The 437-nt window shown below is 50.8% G+C and carries 1 protein-coding gene; it reads right to left on the minus strand.

Going from position 1 to position 437, the window contains the following annotated elements:
* A partial coding sequence (locus V8P77_RS34745) for an AMP-binding protein (RefSeq protein WP_335916770.1) occupies positions 1 to 437 on the minus strand: 437 nt, incomplete at both ends.

Here is a 437-nt window from a genome sequence, read left to right on the forward strand (position 1 = left end):
CGGTGCAACTGGCGTGTTAAATCCAGCGGTATACACCCAGGCTGTTGCGTCAATCGTTGCCTCAGTAGGTCCATAGACATTGACAAGTGCCCGCGGTGCGAATTGCAGCCATTTAGCGGCTTGCTCATTCCTCAGGAGCTCTCCGCCACAGAATACGTATCGTAAACTATCGACTTCATTTTGCTCAAGGTCAGTGACCATAAGCAATGCGGAGAGAAGCGACGGGACCAATTGCAGGACCGTCACTTGATACTTATTTACTAGGTCGAAAATCGTTCGAGTATCAAATTGCCGCTCGAGAGGAAGAAGAGCTACATGGGCCCCAATCGACAAGGCTGTCCATAGCTCCCAAACGGCGGCATCAAAAGAGGGGGATGTTCGCTGCAAGAAAATGTCATGGGAGGCAAACTTGAATCGATCCGCCTGCCATGTTGTGT

This window comes from Rhizobium aouanii (assembly GCF_037002925.1).
Classification (GTDB): Bacteria; Pseudomonadota; Alphaproteobacteria; order Rhizobiales; family Rhizobiaceae; genus Rhizobium; species Rhizobium aouanii.